The organism is Hafnia paralvei ATCC 29927, from assembly GCF_001655005.1.
GTDB lineage: Bacteria > Pseudomonadota > Gammaproteobacteria > Enterobacterales > Enterobacteriaceae > Hafnia > Hafnia paralvei.
In genome coordinates this window covers 40,759-64,117 of sequence record NZ_LXET01000054.1, presented here as the reverse complement: position 1 = coordinate 64,117, position 23,359 = coordinate 40,759, and the positions used below count along the sequence as shown (strand labels likewise).

Annotated in this window: 20 protein-coding genes and 1 tRNA gene; 10 read left to right on the top strand and 11 right to left on the bottom strand. The window is 49.8% G+C overall.

The window, feature by feature from the left end; all coding sequences use genetic code 11:
- Positions 1-34: 34 nt before the first annotated feature.
- A complete protein-coding gene (locus M988_RS17450; RefSeq protein ID WP_064575135.1) occupies positions 35-2,056 on the bottom strand; it encodes an oxidoreductase in 2,022 nt (673 codons plus the stop codon).
- 198 nt (positions 2,057-2,254) lie between these two features.
- Here M988_RS17450 and M988_RS17445 point away from each other — a divergent pair, with 198 nt between their 5' ends.
- A complete protein-coding gene (locus tag M988_RS17445) occupies positions 2,255-2,785 on the top strand; it encodes an isochorismatase family protein (RefSeq protein ID WP_064575132.1) in 531 nt (176 codons plus the stop codon).
- Positions 2,786-2,872: 87 nt separating this feature from the next.
- Here M988_RS17445 and M988_RS17440 read toward each other — a convergent pair.
- Positions 2,873-2,948: transfer RNA gene (locus tag M988_RS17440), tRNA-Ile, on the bottom strand.
- A gap of 139 nt (positions 2,949-3,087) precedes the next feature.
- Between M988_RS17440 and mug the strand changes: the two genes are divergently transcribed.
- On the top strand, positions 3,088-3,582 hold the full coding sequence (gene mug, locus M988_RS17435; protein ID WP_008814957.1) for a G/U mismatch-specific DNA glycosylase: 495 nt from the start codon (positions 3,088-3,090) through the stop codon (positions 3,580-3,582).
- A gap of 67 nt (positions 3,583-3,649) precedes the next feature.
- On the opposite strand, the gene rpoD is transcribed toward mug, so the two are convergent.
- The 3 genes from rpoD to rpsU form a co-directional block, all read right to left on the bottom strand.
- The gene (rpoD, locus tag M988_RS17430; RefSeq protein ID WP_004846659.1) at positions 3,650-5,482 is read right to left on the bottom strand and encodes an RNA polymerase sigma factor RpoD; all 1,833 of its coding nucleotides are present in this window, start codon (positions 5,480-5,482) and stop codon (positions 3,650-3,652) included.
- A 268-nt stretch (positions 5,483-5,750) separates the two neighbouring features.
- A complete protein-coding gene (gene dnaG / locus M988_RS17425) occupies positions 5,751-7,499 on the bottom strand; it encodes a DNA primase (protein WP_004846663.1) in 1,749 nt (582 codons plus the stop codon).
- 215 nt (positions 7,500-7,714) lie between these two features.
- Positions 7,715-7,930 (bottom strand): 30S ribosomal protein S21, encoded by a 216-nt coding sequence (rpsU, locus tag M988_RS17420; protein ID WP_001144069.1) that lies wholly within the window; start codon positions 7,928-7,930, stop codon positions 7,715-7,717.
- Between the two features lie 280 nt (positions 7,931-8,210).
- Between rpsU and tsaD the strand changes: the two genes are divergently transcribed.
- Positions 8,211-9,224 (top strand): tRNA (adenosine(37)-N6)-threonylcarbamoyltransferase complex transferase subunit TsaD, encoded by a 1,014-nt coding sequence (gene tsaD, locus M988_RS17415; protein ID WP_008814959.1) that lies wholly within the window; start codon positions 8,211-8,213, stop codon positions 9,222-9,224.
- A 57-nt stretch (positions 9,225-9,281) separates the two neighbouring features.
- On the opposite strand, the gene plsY is transcribed toward tsaD, so the two are convergent.
- Positions 9,282-9,941 carry a glycerol-3-phosphate 1-O-acyltransferase PlsY gene (gene plsY / locus M988_RS17410; RefSeq protein ID WP_008814960.1) on the bottom strand — a complete coding sequence of 220 codons (660 nt, stop codon included), beginning with the start codon at positions 9,939-9,941 and terminating at the stop codon, positions 9,282-9,284.
- Positions 9,942-10,094: 153 nt separating this feature from the next.
- On the opposite strand from plsY, the gene folB reads away from it, so the two are divergent.
- Together folB and bacA are read left to right on the top strand one after the other, a co-directional pair.
- Positions 10,095-10,451 carry a bifunctional dihydroneopterin aldolase/7,8-dihydroneopterin epimerase gene (folB, locus tag M988_RS17405; RefSeq protein WP_004846669.1) on the top strand — a complete coding sequence of 119 codons (357 nt, stop codon included), beginning with the start codon at positions 10,095-10,097 and terminating at the stop codon, positions 10,449-10,451.
- Positions 10,452-10,588: 137 nt separating this feature from the next.
- On the top strand, positions 10,589-11,407 hold the full coding sequence (gene bacA, locus M988_RS17400) for an undecaprenyl-diphosphate phosphatase (protein ID WP_020303470.1): 819 nt from the start codon (positions 10,589-10,591) through the stop codon (positions 11,405-11,407).
- A 63-nt stretch (positions 11,408-11,470) separates the two neighbouring features.
- Here the strand turns inward: bacA and M988_RS17395 are convergent, their stop codons facing one another.
- The 4 genes from M988_RS17395 to M988_RS17380 all read right to left on the bottom strand — a co-directional run bounded on the left by M988_RS17395 (position 11,471) and on the right by M988_RS17380 (position 15,729).
- Positions 11,471-12,721: a multifunctional CCA addition/repair protein gene (locus M988_RS17395; RefSeq protein ID WP_064575130.1), complete on the bottom strand. Its 1,251-nt coding sequence runs from the start codon at positions 12,719-12,721 to the stop codon at positions 11,471-11,473.
- Between the two features lie 171 nt (positions 12,722-12,892).
- The gene (locus M988_RS17390) at positions 12,893-13,510 is read right to left on the bottom strand and encodes a TIGR04211 family SH3 domain-containing protein (RefSeq protein ID WP_004846672.1); all 618 of its coding nucleotides are present in this window, start codon (positions 13,508-13,510) and stop codon (positions 12,893-12,895) included.
- 220 nt (positions 13,511-13,730) lie between these two features.
- Positions 13,731-14,996 (bottom strand): inorganic phosphate transporter, encoded by a 1,266-nt coding sequence (locus M988_RS17385; protein ID WP_004846673.1) that lies wholly within the window; start codon positions 14,994-14,996, stop codon positions 13,731-13,733.
- A gap of 52 nt (positions 14,997-15,048) precedes the next feature.
- A complete protein-coding gene (locus M988_RS17380) occupies positions 15,049-15,729 on the bottom strand; it encodes a TIGR00153 family protein (protein WP_008814963.1) in 681 nt (226 codons plus the stop codon).
- 159 nt (positions 15,730-15,888) lie between these two features.
- Here M988_RS17380 and M988_RS17375 point away from each other — a divergent pair, with 159 nt between their 5' ends.
- The 4 genes from M988_RS17375 (at position 15,889) to M988_RS17360 (ending at position 20,812) form a co-directional block, all read left to right on the top strand.
- Positions 15,889-17,193 carry a CYTH domain-containing protein gene (locus tag M988_RS17375; RefSeq protein WP_211271692.1) on the top strand — a complete coding sequence of 435 codons (1,305 nt, stop codon included), beginning with the start codon at positions 15,889-15,891 and terminating at the stop codon, positions 17,191-17,193.
- Positions 17,194-17,317: 124 nt separating this feature from the next.
- Positions 17,318-20,161 carry a bifunctional [glutamate--ammonia ligase]-adenylyl-L-tyrosine phosphorylase/[glutamate--ammonia-ligase] adenylyltransferase gene (gene glnE / locus M988_RS17370; protein ID WP_074388459.1) on the top strand — a complete coding sequence of 948 codons (2,844 nt, stop codon included), beginning with the start codon at positions 17,318-17,320 and terminating at the stop codon, positions 20,159-20,161.
- An 85-nt stretch (positions 20,162-20,246) separates the two neighbouring features.
- Positions 20,247-20,492 carry a type II toxin-antitoxin system CcdA family antitoxin gene (locus tag M988_RS17365; RefSeq protein WP_008814966.1) on the top strand — a complete coding sequence of 82 codons (246 nt, stop codon included), beginning with the start codon at positions 20,247-20,249 and terminating at the stop codon, positions 20,490-20,492.
- The gene (locus M988_RS17360) at positions 20,492-20,812 is read left to right on the top strand and encodes a CcdB family protein (protein WP_008814967.1); all 321 of its coding nucleotides are present in this window, start codon (positions 20,492-20,494) and stop codon (positions 20,810-20,812) included. Before M988_RS17365 ends, M988_RS17360 begins: the two co-directional genes overlap by 1 nt.
- Before the next feature lie 57 nt (positions 20,813-20,869).
- On the opposite strand, the gene M988_RS17355 is transcribed toward M988_RS17360, so the two are convergent.
- Positions 20,870-21,799, bottom strand: coding sequence for a Kdo(2)-lipid IV(A) acyltransferase (locus M988_RS17355; RefSeq protein ID WP_064575126.1), 930 nt, complete (start codon positions 21,797-21,799; stop codon positions 20,870-20,872).
- 107 nt (positions 21,800-21,906) lie between these two features.
- Between M988_RS17355 and hldE the strand changes: the two genes are divergently transcribed.
- Positions 21,907-23,337: a bifunctional D-glycero-beta-D-manno-heptose-7-phosphate kinase/D-glycero-beta-D-manno-heptose 1-phosphate adenylyltransferase HldE gene (gene hldE, locus M988_RS17350; protein WP_008814969.1), complete on the top strand. Its 1,431-nt coding sequence runs from the start codon at positions 21,907-21,909 to the stop codon at positions 23,335-23,337.
- Positions 23,338-23,359 lie beyond the last annotated feature (22 nt).

The window sequence follows — 23,359 nt, the reverse complement described above, 5'->3', positions numbered from 1 at the left end:
GGAGATTCTCTCCGGCCCTTTTTTTATGGGAAAACTAAATCGTTAATGCGAGTCGGGTACCCTGATCGATTGCGCGGCGAGCATCTAGCTCACGAGCGACATCGGCACCGCCGATGAGATGGACGGTTTTTCCCATATTTTGTAGCGGGGCCAGCAGCGCCTGCTGTGATTCCTGACCGGCGCAAATAATCACATTATCAACGGGCAGGCATTCTATTTGCCCATCTCGAATGAGGTGGAGACCATGTTCATCAATATGATGATATTGGGCACCGTTTATCATGATTACGCCACGTTTTTGCAGACTAACGCGATGGATCCATCCGGTCGTTTTCCCCAATCCTTCACCGACTTTGCTGGTTTTGCGCTGCAGCAAATAGATTTTTCGCGGGCTGTGAGTCGGATGCATCCCATCCTTAGCCAATCCGCCGCGTTGTTTTAGCTGTAAATCAATTCCCCACTCTTCGGCGAAAGCCGCGCTGTTTAAGCTGGTGGATTGCCCAAACTGGCTGAGATACTCCGCGGTATCGAATCCGATCCCGCCTGCGCCAATAATCGCGACCCTTTTACCGACCGGTAGTTTATCGCGCAAAACCTGCGTGTAGCTGAGAACGTGTGGCATATCGCTACCCGGCAGATCTAAATGGCGTGGCACGATCCCCGTTGCGAGGATCACTTCATCGAATTCACTTAGATCCGCGGCTTCTACGCGCTGCCCCAAGCGTTGCTGAATATTGTGGATAATCAGCAGCCGTTTGAAATAGCGCAGAGTTTCATGGAACTCCTCTTTGCCGGGGATCTGTTTGGCGATATTAAATTGACCACCAATTTGATTGTCAGCGTCGAACAAGGTTACGTGATGTCCACGCTGGGCGGCGGTGGTGGCAAAGGCTAATCCTGCGGGGCCTGCGCCTACCACGGCGAGCCGTTTAGGTTTCTCGGTGGCGGTGAGCACCAGTTCAGTTTCATGGCAGGCACGAGGGTTAACTAGACATGAGGTGAGTTTGTGCTCAAAAATTTGGTCTAAACAGGCCTGATTGCAGCCGATGCAGACGTTGATCTCATCGACCCGTCCGCTTGCCGCTTTTTGCACAAAGGCAGGATCGGCCAAGAATGGGCGAGCCATAGAAACCATATCCGCACACCCATCGGCCAGCACGGCTTCCGCAACGTCTGGATGATTGATGCGGTTGGTGGTGATAAGCGGAATAGACACTTTCCCCATCAGACGGCGTGTTACCCAGCTAAATCCTGCACGCGGCACCATGGTCGCGATGGTTGGAATGCGAGCCTCATGCCAGCCAATACCGGTGTTAATTAATGTCGCCCCTGCGTGTTCCACCTGAACGGCTAACTGTTCGATCTCTTTCCAGTCCGAACCTTCCTCAACTAAATCCAGCATCGATAATCGATAGATGATGATGAACTCTCGTCCAACGGCGGCGCGCACACGGCGCACGCATTCCACCGCGAAACGCATACGGCGCATGAAATCTCCGCCCCATTCATCATCGCGCTGATTGGTGCGAGCCGCTAAAAACTGATTAATGAGATAGCCTTCTGAGCCCATGATTTCCACGCCGTCATAGCCTGCATGCTGTGCCAAACGTGCACACTGGGCAAAATCAGACAGCGTTTGTTGGATCATATCTTCCGTCATTTCAATGGGCGGATAAGGGTTGATGGGGGCTTGAATGGCTGAAGGCGCATGAGGTTGAGGCTGATAGCTATAACGACCAGTATGCAGAATTTGCAGGGCTATTTTTCCACCGGCCTGATGCACCGCATCGGTAATAATTTTATGATGCGGGATCTGATTCTCATGATCGAAAATAGAGGCACCGGCATGAACCACGCCGTGCTGATTCGGGGAGATACCGCCAGTCACGATTAAGCCTACGCCCGCACGTGCACGTTCGGCATAAAATGCGGCCAAGCGTGCGCTGCCATTAGGATGCTCTTCTAGCCCAGTGTGCATCGAACCCATCAGAACTCGATTCTTCAAGGTTGTAAACCCGAGATCCAATGGGGCAAGCAGGTGAGGGTAGTGGTTCATGCGGCTTTCCTTATTTCACGCAGGCTAAACGGTAGCTTTCTGGTCGGATGAGTTCTTTAAATCTAGTCTCTCCACGTTGCTTTGAAAGTTGTATGTTAATGAAGTGTGATTGTTCTCAACATTGTTGCGGTGCAAGAGTGAAAACAGTGACCTGCATCAATCATTTACCCTAGTGTCTATTCTGATATGGAGATAAGCATGAGCCGTGTTTTGCTGGTTGTTGATATGCAAAAGGGCGTTTTTTTAACCCCGAGAATGGACCGCATCGGTCGCGTAGAACGAATTAATCAGCTGAGCCGCGCTGCTGAACGGGTGATTTTTATACTTCATAATGAAGCTGACCTCCCGCTAGGCAGCGATGAATGGGAACTGTTACCTGAACTCTACCAACCGGAAGGCAGCATCTATGTGGATAAAACGGCCTGTGATGCATTTTATCGCACCACGCTCGCGGATGAACTAGCGGCTCTGGATGCAAAACACATCACGATTTGTGGCTGTGCAACGGATTACTGCGTTGATACTACTATCAAAAATGCCGCTAGCCGTGGTTATGCTCTAACCATCGCGAGCGACGCCCACACCACCGCCGATCGCGGCTCTCTGAAAGCCGAACACCTCATTCCCTATTTCAATGAGGTATGGGCAACGTTAGCCATTCCCGGAAACCGAATTGAAGTAAAAACCACCGCAGATATTTTGCAGGAATGGGGGCACTCGGTGGGCTGAGGGGATGCTTTTGCGACACTTTTCTTCAGGCACAAAAAAGCCACTTCGCAGGAAGCGGCCTAAATGACTGAATCTAAAGCTAAAATTTGGTGGCCCCTGCTGGACTTGAACCAGCGACCAAGCGATTATGAGTCGCCTGCTCTAACCACTGAGCTAAGGGGCCGAGTGGCGGGGATTATAGAGTAAAAGAGGGCATGAGATCCAGTGGCTTTGTTGTGGTTGCGGTTTTTTTGCGCATAGCTAGATCGTTGTAATTTCTGTAAGATTTTAATCATTCTGAAATTGAATAGGATGTAAGACAGATGATTCAGGACATAATAGCTCCCGATCTGCGCGTTGTATTTTGTGGCATTAACCCTGGGTTGAGTTCGGCACATCAGGGATTTCACTTCGCTAATCCCACTAATCGTTTCTGGAAGGTGATTCATCTGGCAGGATTTACTCAGCGTCAGTTGGCTCCGCAAGATGAGAAGCATTTACTCGATACCGGTTGTGGTATTACGGCGCTGGTATCAAGACCAACCGTCACTGCGGCTGAGGTTACCCGCGAGGAGCTACGAGCGGGCGGTGAAGCGCTTGAAGAGAAAATCCTGAGCTACCAGCCGCAATCTATCGCTATCCTCGGTAAACAGGCGTACACGCAGGCATTTGGTATTCGTAAGGTCGATTGGGGCCGTCAAGACAAGACGATAGGAAACACGCAAATTTGGGTGTTACCCAATCCGAGTGGCTTAAGCCGTATTACCGTAGATGAACTGGTGGCGAGCTATCGAGTGCTAAACGAAGCTCTAGGCTGATTAGTCATTATTTCAGATAATAAAAAACCCGCACTAGGCGGGTTTTTTTAGTCCTAAGCGGAAGACATTAATCGTCTAGGAAGCTACGCAATACTTCAGAACGGCTAGGATGGCGCAGTTTACGCAGTGCCTTCGCTTCGATCTGACGAATACGCTCACGGGTAACGTCGAACTGTTTGCCCACTTCTTCCAGAGTATGGTCAGTGTTCATATCGATACCGAAACGCATACGCAGGACTTTCGCTTCACGTGCGGTGAGGCCAGACAGAACGTCGCGAGTTGCAGAACGCAGGCTCTCGGAAGTGGCAGAGTCCAGCGGCAGCTCCAGCGTCGTATCTTCAATGAAGTCGCCCAGATGTGAATCTTCATCATCACCGATTGGGGTTTCCATTGAGATCGGCTCTTTCGCGATCTTCAGCACTTTACGGATCTTATCTTCCGGCATCATCATGCGTTCAGCCAGCTCTTCCGGCGTCGGCTCACGACCCATCTCTTGCAGCATCTGGCGGGAAATACGATTGAGTTTGTTAATTGTCTCAATCATATGTACCGGGATACGGATGGTACGTGCCTGATCCGCGATAGAACGAGTAATCGCCTGACGAATCCACCATGTAGCATAAGTTGAGAACTTATAACCACGGCGGTATTCAAACTTATCAACCGCTTTCATCAAACCGATGTTACCTTCCTGAATCAGATCCAAGAACTGCAGGCCACGGTTGGTGTATTTCTTCGCGATGGAAATAACCAGACGTAAGTTCGCCTCAACCATTTCTTTCTTCGCACGGCGCGCTTTCGCTTCGCCGATAGACATACGACGGTTGATATCTTTGACCTGCTCGATGGTCAGACCGGTTTCTTCTTCAATCTGATGCAGTTTTTGCAGGCTGCGCTCAACGTCTTCGCGCACGTCTTTCAGCTTCTCGCCCCATGGCTTAGCCATTGCCAGCGCAGCGTCGAACCAAGTGGTGTTGGTTTCGTTGCCAGTGAACAGGGTGATGAAGTTTTTCTTCGGCATTTTGCTTTGTTCAACACACAGCTTCATGATCAAACGTTCTTGAGTACGAACGCGATCCATCATCTGACGCATGTTGTTGACCAGATAGTCAAACTGCTTCGGCACCAAGCGGAACTGTTTGAAAACTTCAGAAAGATTCAGGATCTCTTCTGCCGCTTTCGCATGGCTGCGGCCATGAGTTTTAATCGCTACGCGTGTTTTCTCATACTGCTCGCGCAGTTCAGAGAATTTCTGGCGAGCCAGTTCTGGATCGATGCTGTTGTCATCTTCGCTGTCGTCGTCTTCGTCTTCTTCTTCATCGTCGTCATTCAGATCTTCTGAAGAGAGTTCAGAACCGACGTTGGTCGCGGTTGGCGCCAAATCTTCTTCTGCGTTAGGGTCGACAAAGCCGGTAATGATATCGGACAGACGCGCTTCTTCTGCTTCAACACGATCGTATTGTTCAAGCAGGTAGGTAATGGCTTCTGGGTACTCGGCAACAGAGCACTGAACCTGATTGATACCGTCTTCGATACGTTTAGCGATGTCGATTTCGCCTTCACGGGTCAGAAGTTCTACGGTACCCATTTCACGCATATACATGCGGACGGGGTCAGTAGTGCGGCCGATCTCGGATTCTACGCTTGATAGCACCTGCACAGCAGCTTCGGCGGCATCTTCGTCAGCGATGTTTTCTGCCAGCATCAAATCATCGGCGTCAGGTGCTTCTTCCATCACCTGAATACCCATGTCATTAATCATCTGGATGATGTCTTCGATCTGGTCGGAGTCGACGATATCTTCCGGCAGATGGTCATTGACCTCAGCATAGGTCAGGTAGCCTTGCTCCTTGCCCTTGGTAACAAGAAGTTTTAGCTGTGACTGCGGGTTTTGCTCCATAAGACGGTATCCACACTTCAGAGTTTAAATCGGTGTTGGGCAGCAGAACCGCCAACAATAACTGACACGGGTTTTTTTGATTGCGCGCCGCTCCCCGGTATTGCGGCATTATGCGGGGGCTTGTCCCCGCTTTTCATCGGCACTTAAGCCGTAATTCAGATTTTAAACGCTAATCCTGCTTCTTAGGTTTGGGAAGTGTTTGCCATTCCTAGCTAAAACAAGGTGTTGCGCTTAAAATAAATAGGTTTTATTCGTTATGTCTTGGTGATTATGTTTTTTTTGCCAGTGCTTGATTGAGGGCCCACAGTTCTCGTCGCTGATCGGCATTTAAGCCTTGGGTTCGATCCAACGCGATGAGTTCTTCCTGACGCTGTTCGAGCATGGAGTCGTAGAGACTGCCTAATGTATCGACGAACGTTTGATGAACCATGTCCTCAACAACCATGTGGTTCCAAGTTGCCAAAGTTTCAAGCTGTTGAGCATATTTATTATCGCGGTATAGCTCAATCAACTGACCGGTAGTTAGCCCAGGCTGCGCCAAACAGGTTTCTACCAGTTCAATAAATAATGGCAATCCCGGCAGTGGATGTTCCCGTAAACCTTCAAGCGTTGGAACTTCAGCTGCCAGCGATGGATTTTGTACCAGTAATCCTATAAGTATACGCATAGTCGTGCGTTTTAGCTGAGGCTGCTGGTAACTATTTCCCGTTTCGGCCTGACGCGGCAGCAGTTTTTCAAGCTGACTATCGTCGAGAATGCCTAATTTTTGTCCTAAAAACTGCCGTAGGTACAACCTTAGGGTTTCACCTGGGATCTGTCCAATCAGCGGTAAAGCTAAAGCACTGAGCTTAGTACGCCCATCGGGAGTACTCAAATCGACCTGTGGCATCAACGTATCAAATAAGAATGCTGACAGCGGTTGGGCTTGCTCAATGCGTTGTTCAAATGCCGCGGTACCTTCTTTGCGCACCAGCGTATCCGGGTCTTCACCATCGGGCAGGAACATAAACTTCAACTGCCGACCATCGGATAGAAACGGCAGCGCGGTTTCCAGCGCACGCCATGCGGCTTCACGTCCGGCGTTATCGCCGTCGTAGCAGCACACCACGGTATCGGTGGTGCGGAACATTAACTGAATATGTTCTGATGTGGTCGAGGTTCCTAGCGAGGCTACGGCATAATCGATGCCGAACTGCGCCAGTGCCACCACATCCATATAACCTTCAACAACCAGCAGGCGAGCCAATTCAGGGTGGCGCTGCTGTGCTTCATACAGGCCAAATAGCTGGCGGCCTTTATGGAAAATATCGGTTTCAGGGGAGTTAAGGTATTTAGGCGTACCATCACCCAAAATACGGCCACCGAAAGCAATAACTCGCCCGCGTCTGTCGCGGATAGGAAACATCACGCGGTCGCGGAAACGGTCGTACGTGCGGCCATTATCATTATTGACCAGCATGCCCGCATCATTAAGCGCAGTGCGGCTAGCAGGATCACGGCCAAAACGCTTGAGTGCGTTATCCCAACCAGCAGGGGCATAGCCGATAGCAAAGTGATCAATAATTTCCTGGCTCAGTCCGCGCTGCATCAAATATTGCTGCGCCGATTGGCTACTCGGCTGACGTAAAGCCTGCTGATAGAAATCGCTTAGGCCGTCCATCAACTGATACAAATTTTGACGTTGGTGACGCTCGATCTGGCTGGGGCCGGTTCCTGCTTCATAAGGAATCTCTAGGCCTGCCATAGTAGCCAGTTCTTCGACGCTCTCCACAAACTCAAGTCTGTCGTAGTTCATCAAAAAATCGATGGCGTTACCATGTGCCCCACAGCCGAAGCAGTGGTAGAACTGTTTGTCCGCGTTAACGGTGAATGAAGGCGTTTTTTCGTTATGGAATGGACAGCAGGCATGGTAGTTCTTGCCCTGCTTTTTTAATTTCACACGCGCATCGACCAGATCGACAATATCGGTCCGAGCTAGCAAGTCATTTATGAATACACGTGGGATTCGTCCTGCCATAAGCCCTTACATTATTAGTCTGTTTGCGCGACTGCAAAACCGCCAGCAGCGTTGACAATTTTTCAGCCTATAAACGAGAACAAGCCGCGCATTCCTTTCGGAAGGCACGGCCTTCGTATGTTGCTGCACATCAAAATAGAGCTTCTTAAAACACTACTACGACAGACAACAACATGGTCTGTGAACCATTTGTTGGGGCTTTCACCCCGAACAAACTAGTACAGACGGGTGCGACGTGCGTTTTCGCGAGCCAGTTTCTTGGCGTGACGTTTTACTGCAGACGCTTTAGCGCGTTTACGCTCAGTAGTCGGTTTTTCATAGAATTCACGACGACGAACTTCAGCTAAAACGCCCGCTTTTTCGCATGAACGTTTGAAGCGACGCAGAGCTACGTCGAACGGCTCGTTTTCACGTACTTTAATTACCGGCATGTGCCTCTCACCTCGATATAAATCGGTCTTTTCGCTGACCTAGTGTCAGCTGTTCAAAAATGGTGCGGAATTTTAATCCGAACAGCACCGCTTTGTAAAGCAATGATGCGCTAATGTCCACAGGATTTTCACTATCCAACTGTTACGTTGACTTGTTACAGCAAGGATAGCAGGTGGTTTTTAGTCGGTTAATTTGCCACAGCACGAAAGCGGAACAGTATAGCTGAATTGTGCTATTATGCGCCACCTTAGTTGTTGGAGAAAAGTTGTTGGAGCCGCCATGCGCATTCTGGGCATCGAAACATCCTGTGATGAAACCGGTATCGCCATTTATGACGATGAACAAGGTATTTTGGCTAACCAGTTGTATAGCCAGATAAAACTACATGCTGATTACGGTGGCGTTGTCCCTGAACTGGCATCTCGCGACCATGTGCGCAAAACCATTCCCCTGATTCAGGCGGCCCTAAAAGAAGCCAATTTAACGGCAAAAGATCTCGATGGCGTCGCATATACCGCAGGGCCAGGTCTGGTTGGTGCGTTATTGGTAGGCGCGACCGTGGGACGTGCGTTGGCATTTGCATGGGATTTACCTGCGGTTCCTGTTCATCATATGGAAGGCCATTTGCTCGCTCCAATGCTGGAAGATAATCCTCCTGCGTTTCCGTTTGTTGCGCTACTCGTTTCTGGCGGGCATACCCAGCTCATCAGCGTAACCGGTATGGGGCAATACGAATTGTTAGGCGAATCTATTGATGACGCCGCCGGTGAAGCTTTCGATAAAACCGCTAAACTGCTGGGGTTAGACTACCCAGGCGGCCCAATGTTATCGAAGATGGCGCAGCAGGGAGAGGCCGGACGCTTTGTTTTCCCTCGCCCAATGACCGATCGCCCCGGCCTTGATTTCAGTTTTTCCGGTTTGAAAACCTTCGCCGCGAACACTATCCGTAATAATGAGGCCGACGAGCAAACGCGTGCAGATATTGCACGCGCATTTGAAGATGCCGTAGTTGATACACTGGCGATTAAATGCAAACGTGCATTAGAGCAAACAGGATTTAAACGTTTGGTGATGGCCGGTGGGGTTAGCGCTAACCGTACGCTGCGAGCTCGTCTGGCCGAAATGATGAAAAAGCGCGGTGGTGAAGTCTTTTATGCTCGCCCTGAGTTTTGTACCGACAATGGCGCGATGATTGCGTACGCCGGAATGGTTCGACTGAAGAGCGGTGTAAATGCCGACCTGAGTGTTTCCGTTCGTCCACGTTGGCCTTTAGCTGAGCTGCCAGCGGTGTAACGTTGATAGCTAGCAATATGTGAATCTGAAAATGGCGACCTGTAGGTCGCCATTTTGCTATTGGTCGGTATGCTTTTTCTCAGAAGCCGAGTCTTCAGAAGTCGGGTCGGCTTCTTTTGTTGGCTTTTTGAGTTTCTTCCAGATTTTGCTTTCTTGTCCGCGCCACAAACGTTGGATGTTGTCGTGGTGACGCATCAGAATTAAGCAGGAAAGCATTGCAACCGGAAACGTAAACTGGGGGGTGAACCACCATACATAAAACGGAGCAACCAGCGCGCTGACGATTGCGCCAAGTGAAGAATAACCACTCAGCAACACGGTGAGCAGCCATGTTACGGTCATGAGACCGGTAAGATCCCAACCGATAGGTGCGATGGCTCCGAATGCTGTCGCCACGCCTTTCCCACCGCGGAAATGAAAAAATACCGGGTAGATATGGCCTAGGCAGGCCGCTATTGCGGTCAATCCAAGGTAAAGAGGTGCAACGTCAAATTTATAGGCTAGCCAAACGGGTAGCATACCTTTGAGCACATCAAAAATTAGCACAGCAGCGGCGGCGGTTTTGCCCCCAATGCGTAACACATTGGTGGCTCCCGGATTTCCAGAGCCGTTCTCACGTGGATCGGGTAGACCCGCCACTCGACAGACGACAATAGCGCTGGAAATGGAGCCGCACAGGTATGCGAGAATAATCATGCCTAACGCAGTCGCACTCATAACTCAGCTCCGTCTTACGTTCGTTGTTTTTTACATCAAAAGACATAAAAGGGTATAAAGGTTAAGGGTCGTTTTAACAACCATATCTGTGGATAATACGCACATTCAAACAGAAGTGGTATCCAACCAAAGGCAAAAACCGAGAATCACGTGATGGACATCGTATTTATTGAAGAATTAACCGTCATTACCACAATTGGTGTTTATGACTGGGAGCAAACCATTCGCCAAAAGCTGGTATTTGATATAGAGCTGGCGTGGGATAATCGCAAAGCAGCGCTGAGTGACGATGTGTCTGACTGTTTAAGTTACGCCGATGTCAGTGAAGCCGTCATCAAGCATGTTGAGCCGAATCAGTTTGCTTTGGTTGAGCGAGTTGCGGAAGAAGTGGCTGTGATGCTGATGGATAGATTTAATAGCCCTTGGGTACGAATTAAAGTGAGTAAGCCAGGGGCGGTTGCCCACGCCAAAAGCGTTGGCGTACAGATTGAACGCGGAAAGCGGATTTAATTTGTGAGAACAGTGTGATTTTTATGTCATATTGGCGAAACTTTATTGATTTAGCCTAGTCACAGTCTTACATCATAAGTGGCGCAATAGCGTCACTTTTTTGCGTTTATTGCGCGTTTAAAAAGGGTAGTGCTTTTATGGATCTGCATTTGCTGATCAATGCGTTTATTCTTGGGGTTGTAGAGGGTGTTACCGAGTTTTTGCCCGTTTCGTCAACGGGACATATGATTATTGTCGGGCACTGGCTGGGATTTGAAGGTGATAAAGCGAAAACCTTTGAAGTTATCATTCAGCTAGGCTCGATTTTAGCCGTTGTAGTGATGTTCTGGCGTCGCTTGTTTGGTTTGATCGGCATCCACTTTGGTCAGCCTCCCTTGCATGAAGGAAAAACTCAGGGGCATTTAACGCTAGGGCATATTATTCTGGCGATGATCCCTGCGGTGGTGATGGGGTTAGTGTTTCACGATGCGATTAAGACGCTCTTTGCGCCACGTACCGTTGTGTATGCTTTGGTTGTTGGCGGTTTTCTACTGTTGGCCGCAGAATGGCTCAAGCCGAAGCAGCCGCGAGCGGTAGGGCTGGATGATATTACCTATCGTCAGGCGTTTATGATCGGTTGTTTTCAGTGTCTTGCGCTTTGGCCTGGCTTTTCCCGCTCAGGAGCCACTATTTCCGGCGGTATGCTGATGGGCGTGAGCCGTTTTGCTGCGTCTGAATTCTCTTTCATTTTGGCTGTACCAATGATGATGGGCGCAACGGCGTTAGAGCTGTATAAAAGTCTGCCGTTTCTCTCAGTGGCTGATTTGCCCATGTTTGCGGTGGGATTCGTCACGGCGTTTATCGTGGCGCTGATTGCGATTAAAACCTTCCTCAGCGTGATTAAACGTATCTCTTTTGTACCATTCGCGATTTATCGTTTTATCGTTGCGGCAGTGGTCTATATGGTGTTCCTGTAAGGGATTTCTGATGAGATGAAAAAAGGCCTCAGGTTTATACCGAGGCCTTTTTGATCTGGTGTTCTAGCGACTATTTGTGTCTTCTTGAGACGAAGCTTCTTGTTTCCACGTTTTTAGCGCATGCAGACGGCGTTGCTGTAACTCTTCACGAATTTGCTGCCCTTTGAATCCCGCATCCACGACGTCTCGTACAGATACACCTTCGGCCACTTTATAGGCTGCCCGCAGATAATCACCCTGTGGATAGGGATTATTTTCAAAACCGGTTCTGCCTCGCGCATCGGCTTCACTGGTCATAATCATTTGATCCAAACGATGAGGTTTGCGCCATACATCAATAGAATCAAATAATTTGAGCAGAGTGACTGGCCGTAATTTTTCCACGGTATGGATAAGATCGTGATATTCAGCCACAATTTTTGCTAATTCTCGAACGGCATTAGGAACGCGCATACGTTGGCAAAGTGCTTCCACCAGTTTCACGCCCGCAGGGCCGTGTCCATGGTGATGTGGCCAGAGCTCAGGCGGTGTTAGGCCTTTGCCTAAATCATGCGTTAGCGTGGCGAACCGTACATCAACCTCTTCAGTGAGTTTAGCGGCCATTGCAAGCGCCATTAGCGTATGTATTCCGGTATCAATTTCCGGGTGCCACTTTTCTGGAGCCGGTACGCCAAACAGATTATCGATTTCCGGAAATAAAATGGCCAGCGCACCGCAGTCGCGCAACACTTGGAAATAGATCTGCGGGCTTTGCGTCATCAATGCTTTTTCAGTTTCACGCCAGACGCGCTCTGGAGTGAGATTCTGCAACTCGTTGTCAGTGGTCATTTGCGTCATCAACGCCATGGTTTCTGCTGCAACATGGAATCCTAGATGGGCAAAGCGAGCAGCAAAACGAGCGACGCGCAAAACGCGGAGTGGGTCTTCATGAAACGCATCCGAGACGTGGCGTAACACTTTGTTATTTAGGTCGTCTAGGCCGCCATAGGGATCGATAAGCGTGCCATCAGCGCTTTCAGCCATGGCGTTTATGGTGAGATCGCGGCGCAGCAAATCCTGCTCTAGCGTCACATCGGGAGCGAAGTAGGTGACAAAACCAGTGTAACCATGGCCTGATTTACGCTCTGTACGCGCCAGCGCATATTCTTCGTGAGACTTTGGGTGTAGAAAAACGGGAAAATCTTTCCCAACTTGCTCAAACCCCTGCGCAATAAGTTCTTCTGGGGTTGCACCTTCAATCACCCAGTCGCGATCATAAACCGGTAAATTTAATCGTTTATCGCGTACGGCTCCGCCGACCAAGAAAATCTTCAAACTTACTTCCTCAGAGATACCCCACATATTTGCTGCAACGTTATCGTCACTCAAGATATGAAAGGAATAAAACAATTGTTTGGAACAGATGATTTGTTAACTATAGGTTACGACAAACCTTACGAGTGCAGAAACAAAAAACGCCGCAAGCGGCGTTTTTTTCATGAGTGATTAGTTCATCCAGCGATCTTTTTTCCGGCGCGGGATTAGGCGCGGTAAAAGCAGGCCTAGCAGCAGGCCACCACCTGCGACGCCGCCGCCGTAGAGGAACCACTCCATGAAGATGGCGCGTTTTTTATCATCCAATTGGGTATCGATGACGCTCATCTTTTTTTGGGCGCTAGCCAGTTGTTCTTTCAGATTTTGATTCTCTGATTTTAGGCCGTTGATGGTGTTGTCACTGTTAGCGACTTTTTGCTGCATTTCGGCGGTACGCTGGTTCCAACTGTTATCGATATTGGTTAGCTTGTCCGTTAAGGTTTTGACCTGCTGTTCCAACTCTGGAACACGGCTACGTAAACTGGGTTCGGTACTCAGTTGTTCCATCGGTAGCCACACGGTACGGCCTTTAGCGTCGCGCACCTGACCATATTTGTTATCTGCATTAACGCTCAGCAGCTCAACTTCTTCACCCGCATTCAGTGTTCCGACAATACGATACTGGTTACCTGGGCCACTGTGGACATAAGTATTCAGTTCGTCGGAAATGTAGCGCTTCTCTTCAGCATGAGCGTTCAGCGTAAAGCAGGCGGCGAGTAGTGTTAAACAAACTAAGCGAAATTTATGCATCTGATTTTCATTTTTAAGTGGATGAAGAGACAAAATACTACGGGGAACAGTGTGGCGACGCAATGAAAAATCCGAAATGGGAACTTTCTGACTTCTAACGCTGGCAGCGACAACGTTCCACGCCAGCCGCTAAAAATAAACAGGCCTAATAATTGCTTATCAGACCTGTGGTTTTATCTATTTATTTGGCTTTCAGTGGTGGATTAACTAAAAGTGCAGATTAGCCAAAAAGCGCCTGCAAAATATAAAACAGAACGATCGACAATCCAGCACCGGCTGGCAGCGTAATGATCCACGATGCGACGATGTTGCGTACAACGTTGAGATTTAACGCCGCTATACCGCGAGCAAAACCTACGCCTAACACGGCACCCACCAGCGTTTGCGTGGTTGAGATTGGCAGCCCAGTCCCTGATGCGATAACCACGGTAGACGCGGTGGCAAACTGCGCGGCGAACCCACGGCTTGGCGTGAGGTCGGTGATGCCGCTGCCTACGGTTTCCATAACACGACGTCCCATCAACGCTAAACCAATCACGATGCCAATTCCACCCAGTGGTAATATCCACCAAACAATAGGTGAGGTAGACGCTAGTGCGATGGGGTCATGCACAATCGCAACGATGGCGGAAAGTGGTCCAATCGCATTGGCGACGTCATTGGAGCCATGGGCGAAAGCCATCGCGCAGGCGGTAATGACCATTAATAGGCTAAATACTTTTTCTACGCCGCGGAAATGGTCTTCTTCATCGGCATTATCGACGAAGGATTTCCGCGCGAGGTAGAAGTAGCCGCCAACCATCACCAGAACGGAGAGGGCGATAGAGATAAGCCACGTTTCGCCGTTGGTCAGGTGTAATCCAACGTGTTTTAACCCTTTTTTGATGGTCACTAGCAAAATGACCAGCGACGTCAAAAACATATAAATAGGGCCATAGCGGCGGGCGTTGGCAAACGGTTTATCGGTATTAAAGATCAGGCGCTGAGCGCTGAGGAAAATACCGTAGGCCACTACGCCCGAAATGAGAGGCGTAATGATCCAACTGCCGACAATGCCTTTCACGCCGCCCCATTCGACGGCATCAGGCCCAACGGATACGCAGGCAAAACCAATAATTGCACCAATGATGGAGTGGGTCGTTGATACCGGCCAGCCCATCATCGAGGCTAAGATGAGCCAGATACCAGCGGCTAGCAACGATGACATCATGCCGAATATCAGCACGTCCGGCTGAGCGCTAAACGCGCTAGTATCAATAATGCCATTACGAATGGTTTGCGTGACTTCACCACCGGCCAAATAGGCACCGGCGAATTCAAATATCATGGCGATAATAATCGCCTGACGGACGGTGATAGCGCGGGCGCCAACGGAGGTGCCCATTGCGTTTGCAACGTCATTAGCCCCGATACCAATCGCCATCAGCAAGCCAAAAAATGCAGCGATGAGGATCAGCAAAGTGCCGTGGTCAGCAATAATTGCCATTTATGTGAGTCCAAAATATAAAAGATTAAAGTTAACAATAAGAAACCAAGGGTTAGCCGCGAGCCAGCATCATCTCAAGGCGAGAACCGACGCGCAGAGATTCGTCGGCAAGACTGCCAATCCACTCCATGACCTGATACAGGCACATCACGTCGATAGGGTTATGCTGTGGTTCGAGGACGAGCAATGCTTGACGCAGTAGGATCTGCTGATGATCGGTGTCATCTTCAATGTGATCTAACTCCATCACCATTTGCTCTACTAAGGATGCTTCGCGTCCACGGAAGCCAGTTTCTAAAAGTTCGTCCAGTTCGTGGATCACTTTATTTGCCTGCGTGGTAGCATCTAGGCAACGCTGTAGGTAGACCATGAAATCTGCCTGCATTTGCTGTGGTACCTGCAAATTGCGACCAATGACACGACCCGCAATATCCTTGGCGCGATTGGCCAAACGATCCTGCTGGGTGACTAAATCAAGCATGTCGGAGCGGTCAACCGGCAGAAATAGGCCGCGCGGTAACTTGAGGCGAATTTCCCGTTTAAGCACGTCAGCCTGCTTTTCCAGAGTAGAAATCAGCTCACGAATATGTTGGGCTTCATCCCACTGCTGTTGAGCGGTGGCTTGAAAGAAAGGTACCAGCAGCGAGCAGCATTCATGCACGCGGCTAGCATGTTCCTGAAGCGGTTTCAGGGGAGACTTGGCAAACAATCCTAAAATAGTATTTACTGGCATCACTCATGCACCTTTTGATGGTTTTCTGCGCAAAAGTTGTCAGAAGGGTGCGCATGTTAACTGATGTGTTTTGTGTTGCACACAATTTTTGTATTTCAAACTGAACTTATTGATATAGTTCGGTAAAACCTTAATGTGAATGAAACTATGACCGAAGCTATGACCGTAGAAATCGAACTAAAATTCATCGCTACGCCAGAAGTCGCGGAACAACTATCTGTGCGTTTGGCCCCGTGGCCAAATGTACATACGGCGGCTCAAAAACTGACCAATATCTATTATGAGACGTCTGAAAACACGTTACGTGGCTATGACATGGGATTACGCGTTCGTGGCTATGGCGATCGCTATGAGATGACGCTCAAAACGGCGGGGAAAACCATTGGTGGCCTGCACCAGCGACCTGAGTTTAACGTTGAACTGAAAGGCGCCGATTTAGATATTCGTCTGCTTCCACCAGAAGTTTGGCCGAAGGGTTGCGATGTTGATGCATTGCAAGCTGCGCTATCTCCCGTATTTAGCACGCATTTTGCGCGTGAAAAGTGGGTGGTTACTTACCGTTCCAGCGAGATAGAGGTTGCGTTGGATCAAGGCGAGGTCAAAGCCGGCGAGCTGAGCGAGCCGCTATATGAGATTGAGCTGGAGCTGAAATCGGGTAGCCGCGAAGATTTGCTGGCCTTTGCGCAGGAGATTACCGCCGAAGGGGGACTTCGCTTAGGCAGTTTAAGTAAAGCCGCGCGGGGTTATCATTTGGCAAAAGGCAATCCGCAGCGTGAAATTGTTCCGCTTGGAATACTGAAAGTGGCGCCTAAAGCCAGCGTCGAACAGGGCATGACCGACGCTTTTACCTTCGCACTACGTCACTGGCAAGCCAACGAGGAAGTTTGGTTACAGGGTGACCGTAAAGCGCAGAAAACCGTACTTGAAGCGGTTGAACTGCTGCGACAGATTTTTGTGCTGTTCGGTGGATTAGTACCGCGTAAGGCAAGCACTGAGCTGCGTGCGGGGCTGACCGCGCTGGAAGAACAATTGGCGACGCCGCGTTTAGATGCACAAAAGGTCTGTTTTAGCCCGTTGTATCTGAATACCCAGTTAGCACTTACTTGCTGGATAGCGACCGCAGGCTGGCGCTCTTATGTGAATGAGAAAACTCAAACTAAATTGAATGCGTCCTTCAAGCGCTTTGCCGACATCATGTTAGGTCGTGCCGGTGCTGAGCTGAAGGAAGCCTTTGACCATGTGCATCATGGCGGCGAATATCAGGATAAATATACGCGTTTGGTTCGCCAGCTGCTGTCGTTTCATGTGCTGTCAGGTGCGTATCCCGATGAGGATGTTGCGCAATATTTATCTGGTTGGCAGACGCTGCAACAAGCCATCATCCAGAAACAGGAAGCATATATTGAATCTACCCGTAAGCATGCCATGGATCAGCCCGTATTTTGGTTGAATGGTACTCATTGATTCGTCGCTCCTTCTTTGGCATTGAGTCATACGCCTCCTCTCCAGTGAGCGCTGGAGAGAGCAAAGAAGGAGAGTTCTGCACCGTTTTCCGCCTGAATACAGGCGAATGTTCAAGGGAGTGTCTATGTCTGCGTTTGCTTCCCGCCCGCTTCCCTCTTTGTTGCAGGCTCAGGCCACGCAAATCTCGGAGCGTTTGGCCGTTTCCTCTCCTGAGGAGCTTTGTGCTCTCGCGCTAAGCGACTTCATGAGTGAAAATTTCATTACGCATCCCGAATGGTGGCAGCAACTGCATGACACCCCTCCAACGTCTAACGAGTGGCAAAATTATGCTAATTGGTTAGACGAACAATTAGTAAACGCTCTCGATGAAGCCAGCCTAATGCGCGGACTACGGCTGTTTCGCCGACATATGCTGGCGCGTATTTCATGGATGCAATCGCTTAATCTGTGTGAAACGAGCGATACGTTGCGCCAACTAAGCGAACTGGCTGAAACACTGATTATTACTGCTCGCGATCGCCTCTATCAAACATGCTGTGCCGAATGGGGAACACCGTGTAATTCTCAGGGCGAGCCACAGCCGCTGTTGATTTTAGGTATGGGGAAATTGGGCGGTGGAGAACTAAATTTCTCCTCGGATATCGATCTGATTTTTGCTTATCCAGAAAGCGGCGTAACTCAGGGAGGACGGCGTGAGTTAGATAACGCGCAGTTCTTTACCCGCTTGGGACAGCGTTTGATCAAAGCGCTCGATCAGCCCACGGTAGACGGATTTGTCTACCGCGTTGATATGCGGTTGCGTCCGTTTGGCGACAGTGGTCCTTTGGTGCTGAGTTTTGCTGCGCTGGAGGATTATTATCAGGAGCAAGGGCGCGACTGGGAACGTTATGCCATGGTGAAAGCACGGTTGATGGGCGGCAGCGAAGATGCCTACAGCCAAGAGCTACGCCGTACTTTGCGCCCGTTTGTCTTTCGCCGCTATATTGATTTCAGCGTGATTCAGTCGCTGAGAAACATGAAAAGCATGATTGCCCGTGAAGTGCGGCGCAGGGGTTTGAAAGATAACATTAAGCTTGGTGCGGGAGGCATTCGTGAGATTGAATTTATCACCCAGGTTTTCCAACTGATCCGCGGGGGCCGTGAGCCCAGTTTGCAACAACGGGCATTGCAGCCTTCTTTACGTGCTATCGGCCAGCTTGGTCTGCTCCAGCCGGATCAGGTTGAATCTTTACTCAGCAGTTACCTGTTTTTGCGTCGTCTGGAAAATCTTCTGCAGGCTATCAATGATGAACAAACCCAAACGTTACCGACAGATGAGCTGAATCGGGCACGTTTAGCGTGGGGAATGGGGTTTGGTGATTGGCCGGAACTCATGGCACAGCGAGATCAGCATATGCGCAGTGTTCGTTTAATTTTTAACGAGCTTATTGGCGATGACGAGGGGAATGAAGGCGGTGAGACGGCACCTAGCGAGCAGTTTGCTGCGCTCTGGCAGGATTCGCTTGATGAAAGCGAGCTTGACCCTTTTACTCCGCAGTTAGAGGGCGAATCGCGTCAGTTACTGCTCAGATGCATCAATGATTTTCGTAATGATGTGGATAAACGCACCATCGGTCCGCGTGGTCGAGAAGTGCTGGGCCAGTTAATGCCAGAGTTGTTAGGTGAAGTTTGTGCCCGAGAAGATGCTGTACGTGTACTGCAACGTCTAACACCTTTGTTATTAAATATCGTAACGCGCACCACTTATCTGGAACTGTTGGTCGAGTATCGCGCTGCGCTGAGCCAGCTTATCCGCCTGTGTGCGGCATCGCCGATGGTGGCGACGCAGTTGGCTCGTTATCCGCTGTTGCTGGATGAGTTACTTGATCCCAACACGCTGTATCAACCCGTGCCGCAGGATGCTTACCAAGATGAATTGCGCCAATATTTGATGCGTGTTCCCGCCGATGATGAAGAGCAAAATCTTGAGGCGTTGCGCCAGTTTAAGCATGCACATCAACTAAGAATTGCTGCTAGTGATATATCTGGTGCGCTGCCGGTGATGAAAGTTAGCGATCATCTCACCTATTTGGCCGAAGCGATGATTGATGCCGTAGTACAACAGGCATGGACTCATATGGTTGCGCGCTATGGTCAACCGACTCACTTGCAAGGACGAGAAGGGCGTGGGTTTGCGGTGCTTGGCTACGGTAAGCTCGGTGGCTGGGAGTTGGGATACAGTTCTGATCTGGATCTGGTTTTCCTGTTGGACTGCCCTTCTGATGTGATGACCAGCGGAGAACGTAGCATTGACGGGCGTCAGTTCTATCTGCGTTTGGCGCAGCGCATCATGCATCTGTTCAGTACCCGAACGTCCTCTGGCATTTTATACGAAGTGGATGCTCGCCTGCGCCCATCGGGGGCGTCGGGAATGTTGGTTAGTACCGTGGAGTCTTTCGCAGAATATCAGCGTAACGAGGCCTGGACATGGGAACATCAAGCTTTGGTGCGCGCCCGCCCAGTCTACGGCGATACACAAATCCATCAGCAGTTTGACGCCATTCGACATGAGATCCTATGCCGCCCTCGAGTCGGCGATACGCTGAAGATCGAGGTGCGTGAGATGCGCGAAAAAATGCGCCAACATTTAGGGGGCAAGCATCGCGAGATGTTTGATATTAAAGCAGATGAAGGCGGCATCACTGACATTGAGTTCATTGCACAATATCTCGTGTTGAACTACGCGGCCCAAGAACCTCGGCTTACTCGCTGGTCTGATAACGTACGTATTTTCGAGTTGATGGCAAACTACAACATCATGCCTGATGATGAGGCCGCGGCGCTGACCAAAGCATATGTCACGATGCGTGATGCGATCCATCACTTGGCTCTGCAAGAGCAGTCAGGAACGGTTGGGTTGGATATGTTTGTTGCCGAGCGTGAGCAGGTTCGTCAAAGCTGGGCCAAGTGGCTGGGTGAGAAAATATAATCTTTGAGAAGTTGTGCGCAAATTTTATTCATTTGTCTTTTTGTTGTTCTATAATGCGCATAATTTATGCGCATGAGATTTTAGTATGAAACGTAAAACACTGCTAACGGGCAGCAAAAAGGCGGTTAATGTGAGCATCGATCAAGGACTGATACAGCAGGCAAAGGCACTCAATATCAATTTATCTGCAGTGATGGAGGATGCACTGCAACGGGCAGTGATTGCCAAAGGGCAACAGCAGTGGCTGGCAAATAATCGTCAAAGCATTGCTGCGTACAATCAGGATGTGGAAGAGCATGGCGTATTCAGTGATGGCCTGAGGTCTTTCTGATGAGCCAGTTTTGCGTATATGCAAACCGGGATCGCGCGTCGGCAAAGCGCTTTCCCTATCTTCTGGATGTTCAGCACGATTTTTTGTCATCTCTGTCTACTCGAATGGTCATCCCGCTGGGATTGAGAAATCCATCATCGCCGTTGGCTGAGCAAGAACGTTTGATCTTGAGCTTTAAGATTGAAGGACAAGAGGTGCTGTTGATGACGCCGCAGATGTCGGGGGTTGCCCTGTCCCAACTGGGTGAGCAAGTCGATGACTTGAATTATTGCCGAGATGACATTGTTGGGGCGATGGATTTCTTAGTCTTTGGGTATTAGTGGCTTCGTCCTTGAAACCGTTGCCGTGTATCTCTTTAGCTATTAATTATCTGGCTGCTAATAGCGCGAAGGCATTCCTTTCGGGCGAGTCTTGAAGCGGCGGTGCATCCACATATATTGATTCGGCGCGCGTAAAATTTCTTGCTCAACGACTTTATTCATCGCTGCTGCCGCTACGGTTTCGTTTTCTAGCGGGAAATCTTCCAAACGTGGCTGAATAATCATGGTGTAGCCACTGCCATTTTCGGCTCGAATGGCATTGAACGGAATAATCGCAGGTTTTCCCATACGTGCCAGAATATATGTGCCGGTGGTGGTCGCAGCCTGTTCTACGGCAAATAGTGGCACGAATACGCTGCTGCGGGGGCCGTAATCGTGGTCTGGCGCATACCAGACAATTTCACCCTCTTTCAACGCTCGGATCATGCCTTTAACGTCTTTTCGATCCAGCATATATTTGTTAGATCGTAGACGTCCCCAAGTTTGCATCCAGTCGACAACTTTGTTGTCGTTCGGGCGATAAACACCGACGCCGGGATTGTGAACGCCAAAAATGCGAGCGCCCAATTCCAGCGTGAGAAAATGCAAACCAATCAGCAAAACACCTTTTCCTTCCTGTTGTGCTTTGGTGATGTTCTCTAGCCCTTCGGCTTTACACCAGCGGTTAATTCGCCACGTTGGCCAAAACCAAGCCATGCCGGTTTCAATAAGCCCCATACCTACGGACTCAAAATTTTTGGCAACTCTTTTTTTGCGCTCAGACTCTGACATTTCAGGGAAGCAGAGCTCCAAATTACGCAAAGAAATTTTTACCCGGCGTTTCATAAACTTCATCGCAGTTCTGCCTAACCACGTTCCTAATTTAAACAGCCACGGATAGGGCAAGAGGACTAAAATGTATAGCACTCCGAGCCCTAGCCAAGTTAACCAGTAACGTGGGTGCAGTAGTTCGCGCTCGAATTTCGGGTAAACGTGATTGTCAGCCATAACGGAGAAACCAGAACCTCGGTCAATGAATTGAGAGCCTATTGTAATAGAAATAACGGCGCTTGTGATAATATCGCCGCCATCTTAGTCTGTTTTGGAGTCTGGGGATGAAAGTAACCCTACCTGATTTCCGTCATGCCAACGTACTGGTTGTGGGTGACGTAATGTTAGATCGCTACTGGTATGGACCCACCAGCCGTATTTCACCGGAAGCGCCAGTGCCTGTCGTAAAAGTGGATACCGTTGAGGAGCGTCCTGGCGGTGCGGCTAACGTGGCCATGAACATTGCATCCCTTGGTGCAAACGCCCGTTTGGTGGGTTTGACCGGCATCGATGATGCGGCCAGAGCGCTGAGCGCGAAGCTGGGTGAAGTGAATGTTAAATGCGATTTTGTCTCTGTGCCGACGCATCCGACAATTACAAAACTGCGTGTTTTATCGCGTAACCAGCAACTGATTCGTCTCGATTTTGAAGAGGGCTTTAGCAGTATTGATCCTCAACCGATCTTCGACAGAATTCAGCACGTATTGCCAAAATTAGGTGCGCTAATTTTATCCGATTACGCGAAAGGCGCTCTGAACTCCGTCCAGCAGATGATTCAATTAGCGCGTGCGGCGAATGTACCTGTGCTGATTGATCCGAAAGGTACCGATTTTGAGCGCTACCGCGGTGCCACGTTGTTAACGCCAAATCTGTCTGAATTTGAAGCCGTTGTTGGCCGCTGCAAAACCGATGAAGAGTTGGTCGAACGTGGGTTACAACTGATGCGTGAATTTGAGCTGACGGCGTTGTTGGTGACGCGTTCTGAGCAAGGCATGACGCTACTGCAGCACGACCAGCCACCTTTGCACATGCCGACGCAGGCGCAGGAAGTTTATGACGTAACCGGTGCGGGTGATACGGTTATTGGTGTGTTGGCAACGTGTATTGCCGCAGGCACTTCATTGGAAGAAGCCTGTTTCTTGGCGAATGCTGGCGCCGGTGTCGTGGTTGGCAAGCTGGGGACGTCAACGGTTTCTCCGATTGAATTGGAAAATGCCATTCGTGGACGCAGCGAGACGGGCTTTGGCGTAATGAGTCAAGACGAGCTAAAAGTGGCCGTCGCTAATGCTCGCCAGCGTGGTGAAAAAGTCGTTATGACCAACGGCGTTTTTGACATTCTCCACGCGGGACATGTCTCTTATTTAGCTAATGCGCGTAAGCTTGGCGATCGCCTGATTGTCGCGGTTAACAGCGATGCATCAACCAAACGACTAAAAGGCGAAGAGCGTCCGGTGAATGCGCTGGCGCAGCGTATGATTGTGCTGGCGGCGTTGGAAGCGGTGGATTGGGTTATCTCGTTTGAAGAAGATACTCCGCAGCGCATTATCTCTGAAATCTTGCCAGACCTGCTGGTCAAAGGTGGCGATTATAAGCCGGAAGATATTGCTGGTGGCAAAGAGGTTATTGCTGCAGGTGGTGAAGTGCGTGTGCTGAACTTTGAAGATGGCTGCTCAACCACCAATATTATAAAAACCATTCGTCAGGGGCACGAGTAAAGGCCTGACGCACGACAATCGG

What these genes read in the sequence shown, in the direction of transcription:
- M988_RS17450 (WP_064575135.1), bottom strand. Translation starts at nt 2,056, where the DNA reads ATGAACCACTACCCTCACCTGCTTGCCCCATTGGATCTCGGGTTTACA.
- M988_RS17445 (WP_064575132.1), top strand. Translation starts at nt 2,255, where the DNA reads ATGAGCCGTGTTTTGCTGGTTGTTGATATGCAAAAGGGCGTTTTTTTA.
- mug (WP_008814957.1), top strand. Translation starts at nt 3,088, where the DNA reads ATGATTCAGGACATAATAGCTCCCGATCTGCGCGTTGTATTTTGTGGC.
- rpoD (WP_004846659.1), bottom strand. Translation starts at nt 5,482, where the DNA reads ATGGAGCAAAACCCGCAGTCACAGCTAAAACTTCTTGTTACCAAGGGC.
- dnaG (WP_004846663.1), bottom strand. Translation starts at nt 7,499, where the DNA reads ATGGCAGGACGAATCCCACGTGTATTCATAAATGACTTGCTAGCTCGG.
- rpsU (WP_001144069.1), bottom strand. Translation starts at nt 7,930, where the DNA reads ATGCCGGTAATTAAAGTACGTGAAAACGAGCCGTTCGACGTAGCTCTG.
- tsaD (WP_008814959.1), top strand. Translation starts at nt 8,211, where the DNA reads ATGCGCATTCTGGGCATCGAAACATCCTGTGATGAAACCGGTATCGCC.
- plsY (WP_008814960.1), bottom strand. Translation starts at nt 9,941, where the DNA reads ATGAGTGCGACTGCGTTAGGCATGATTATTCTCGCATACCTGTGCGGC.
- folB (WP_004846669.1), top strand. Translation starts at nt 10,095, where the DNA reads ATGGACATCGTATTTATTGAAGAATTAACCGTCATTACCACAATTGGT.
- bacA (WP_020303470.1), top strand. Translation starts at nt 10,589, where the DNA reads ATGGATCTGCATTTGCTGATCAATGCGTTTATTCTTGGGGTTGTAGAG.
- M988_RS17390 (WP_004846672.1), bottom strand. Translation starts at nt 13,510, where the DNA reads ATGCATAAATTTCGCTTAGTTTGTTTAACACTACTCGCCGCCTGCTTT.
- M988_RS17385 (WP_004846673.1), bottom strand. Translation starts at nt 14,996, where the DNA reads ATGGCAATTATTGCTGACCACGGCACTTTGCTGATCCTCATCGCTGCA.
- M988_RS17380 (WP_008814963.1), bottom strand. Translation starts at nt 15,729, where the DNA reads ATGCCAGTAAATACTATTTTAGGATTGTTTGCCAAGTCTCCCCTGAAA.
- M988_RS17375 (WP_211271692.1), top strand. Translation starts at nt 15,889, where the DNA reads ATGACCGTAGAAATCGAACTAAAATTCATCGCTACGCCAGAAGTCGCG.
- glnE (WP_074388459.1), top strand. Translation starts at nt 17,318, where the DNA reads ATGTCTGCGTTTGCTTCCCGCCCGCTTCCCTCTTTGTTGCAGGCTCAG.
- M988_RS17365 (WP_008814966.1), top strand. Translation starts at nt 20,247, where the DNA reads ATGAAACGTAAAACACTGCTAACGGGCAGCAAAAAGGCGGTTAATGTG.
- M988_RS17360 (WP_008814967.1), top strand. Translation starts at nt 20,492, where the DNA reads ATGAGCCAGTTTTGCGTATATGCAAACCGGGATCGCGCGTCGGCAAAG.
- M988_RS17355 (WP_064575126.1), bottom strand. Translation starts at nt 21,799, where the DNA reads ATGGCTGACAATCACGTTTACCCGAAATTCGAGCGCGAACTACTGCAC.
- hldE (WP_008814969.1), top strand. Translation starts at nt 21,907, where the DNA reads ATGAAAGTAACCCTACCTGATTTCCGTCATGCCAACGTACTGGTTGTG.